The organism is Pseudonocardia sp. GCM10023141, from assembly GCF_042653605.1.
On the sequence record NZ_JBHSIR010000088.1, the window covers coordinates 1 to 2,642 of the forward strand.

Here is a 2,642-nt window from a genome sequence, read left to right on the forward strand (position 1 = left end):
CATCGACGTTGCATCGATCCGGATCTGGCTACGCGACCCTGTTCCATGATCCACGGGACAGGCTCTAATCGGATCCAGCGTGAGCGGTGCGCTCGGCAGTAATCGGCGCCCGGGGCGGCAACCAGGGGACAGCGCCGGACGGTGCATACCGCGCCTTGCGGCTCGGTCACCGCCGCGCTGGCGACCCAGTCCCGGACCGGGGGCTCGCCGACTGAGATCCAGGCCCGGCGGTGTTGCGGGCAGAGCCAGCCCCCGGAGCGACCGACCCGGCAGCTGGCGACCCCGCAGCGCTGGGGCTGTTCGTAGTCGACGATCTTCGGTTTGGTGGTGGCGATGAAGGTGGCCAAACTCGGGCGGCCGTGCAGGATCCATCGCCGACAGTGGCCGCTGCACAACTCCTGCTCAACGCCGGTCTCCTGCCCGCCCGCTTGCACGACCTCTCGCCGGTTCAGGGCGTCGCGGCGGCAGCCGGTCACCGAGCCGGGCCGGGCGAACCGTCCGCGCCCGAGCGGGATCCGAACGTCGCGGCGCCAGCCGGGATCGACCGCGGCCTCCAACAGGGCGCGCGCCCGCGCCACCCGAGCGGGTAGCGGCTCGTTGCTGCGGCCGACGAGATCACTGCGCAGCGCCATCAGCCATCCTCCGGTTCCAGGCAGCCCGCCCGGCGCAGCTCGCGGCGCACATCCTCGACGGTGAGGTGGGCGTAGGTGTCGATCGTCGTGGTCACCGAGGCGTGCCCGAGCAGCTTCTGCACCACCGCGGCCTTCACCCCGGAGCGCAGCAGCCGGGTGGCGTAGGTGTGGCGGAACATGTGCGGGGTTGCGGTAATCCCCGTCCGGCGTGCGAGCCGGGCGAACAGGTCGGTCACCGCCGGATAGCCCAGTGGGCGGCCTCGGGGGCGCGACCACAGGGTCACGAAGAGGTAGTCGCTGTCCAGGTCGCCATACTCCTCGTGCAGGTAGTCCGCGTGCAGCCGCAGCCACGAGGACCCGACCGGGACGGTGCGCTCCCAGGTCTTGGCCCGTGCCCGGTTCGCGTTCACCCGCTGCCGGATCTCGACGACGCCGTCCGGGGTGCGCACGTCCTCGTGCCGCTTGCCCAGCGCCTCACCGATCCGCAGTCCGGCCTCCAGCAGCACCCCGAGCAGTAGCCGATCCCGTAGTCGAGCGCACCCGGCGAACAACGCCTCCACCTCGTCGTCCGACAGAGCCTGCGGGCGGCGCTGCGGCTGTCGCACGGTCAATCGGCTGCGCCGCGGCGGGTCCCGGCGGGTGTGGACCAGGAACGGCCGGAACGACGACCGGCTGATCGTCAACGGCTGCGACGCAGCCCGGATGACCGCCGCGACCTGCACGCCGTGCCGGGCGTGGAACTCCGAAAAGCTGGTGACCGCGGCGATCTTGCGGTTGACGGTGCTCGCTGTGCAGAACGGCGTCGCCGACGGAAACGCCGCTATCCCGCCGAGCCGCTGCGTGGGCGAGAGCCGTAGCCATGGCTTGAAACCGGCCAGCTCGTCGAACCGCAGCTGCCGCCAGTCCGCGCCCCGTCCCTCGAGGTAGGCGAAATAGTCCTTCAGATCATGTGCGTAGGCCTTCACCGTGTTCGGCGACCGTCCCTGATCCGTCAGGTGCACCAGGAACAGCTCCACCGGGACCACCGGCGCCCAGTCGTCGGCGAGAACCGTCCACGACTCCGTGCCGTCGTCCGGCGAGATCACCCGCTGCACCCGCACCTGGGCCTCCGCCCGTCGTAGATGGGCGAAGCTAGGCAGTCCAGCATGAGGAACCCCGCAGGCTCGACGGCCTGTCGACCTGATGCACCCGCCCGGGTAAGCCGGCAGGCGCGTTGACCGGAACTCCTGCCGAGTCGCGTCCCGACATGTGATCGAGACGGATTTGGGTGCGCTGGCCGCCGCCGCGCGACTCCGGGTGGTGTGCGGCATCGTGGTGGGTATGGGGGGCGCGATTGAGGTCTGTGGAACGGCGTCTTGGACGACCGGCGCGACGGCGGTGCGCTGGCTGTCATGCTCGCGACAAGCTTCGTGGGGCGGTGGATGTCAGCGTGATGGCTGTTACCGGGCAATCGATCCAGCGTGGGCTGGGCTCAAGCCCAGCTCAGGTGCATGGTTCGTGTCGGGTTATGCGCTCATGTTCGGGCTGTCGTTGATCCCGTTCGGCCGTTGCCGTGCGGTAGATGCGGCGCCGGTCGGGCGAGCATGGCTGGACGGGCGGCGGAGCACGGACTCTATGCAGGTCACAGGCGCTGTAGATGCGGCGGACGCTCCGCGTCCGCCCTGGTCAGCTGGGGTCGATCATCAGTCTGGACGCTGCCGGCGCGGGCTGATCCAGGTCGGCTACCTGCTGGCCATCGAGCCGGATGGGGGCGGCGTGGAAGTGCTGCTGGATTCGGTCCCCGGACAGCCCGACGGCGCGCAGTCGGTCGATGACGTGCGGTACTGCCGCGACCTCGAAGGTGTCGTCGTTCTCGGCCACGCCCTCATCCTCGCTCGACTCCGTTCCGGCTGCCTGGTCCTGCCCATCTGGGCAATACTCACACGGCGCGACGAGAACAGGACTAGTAGCGTGTCGCCGCTAGTATTCGGACGGGATGCGGTAGATCAGTTGCGGCAGTCTCCCTTTCCC

3 protein-coding genes are annotated in these 2,642 nt (G+C 69.8%); all 3 read right to left on the bottom strand.

Annotated elements, in window-relative coordinates; all coding sequences use genetic code 11:
• The coding region (locus ACFPFQ_RS47825) for a hypothetical protein (RefSeq protein WP_379629982.1) at positions 1-632 on the bottom strand (632 nt) is incomplete at its 3' end.
• Positions 632-1,732, bottom strand: a complete 1,101-nt coding sequence (locus tag ACFPFQ_RS47830; RefSeq protein WP_379629983.1) for a tyrosine-type recombinase/integrase — start codon at positions 1,730-1,732, stop codon at positions 632-634. The genes ACFPFQ_RS47825 and ACFPFQ_RS47830, both read right to left, overlap by 1 nt.
• A gap of 565 nt (positions 1,733-2,297) precedes the next feature.
• Entirely contained in the window at positions 2,298-2,492 is a 195-nt protein-coding gene (locus tag ACFPFQ_RS47835; RefSeq protein ID WP_379629984.1) for a hypothetical protein, read from the bottom strand.
• Positions 2,493-2,642 lie beyond the last annotated feature (150 nt).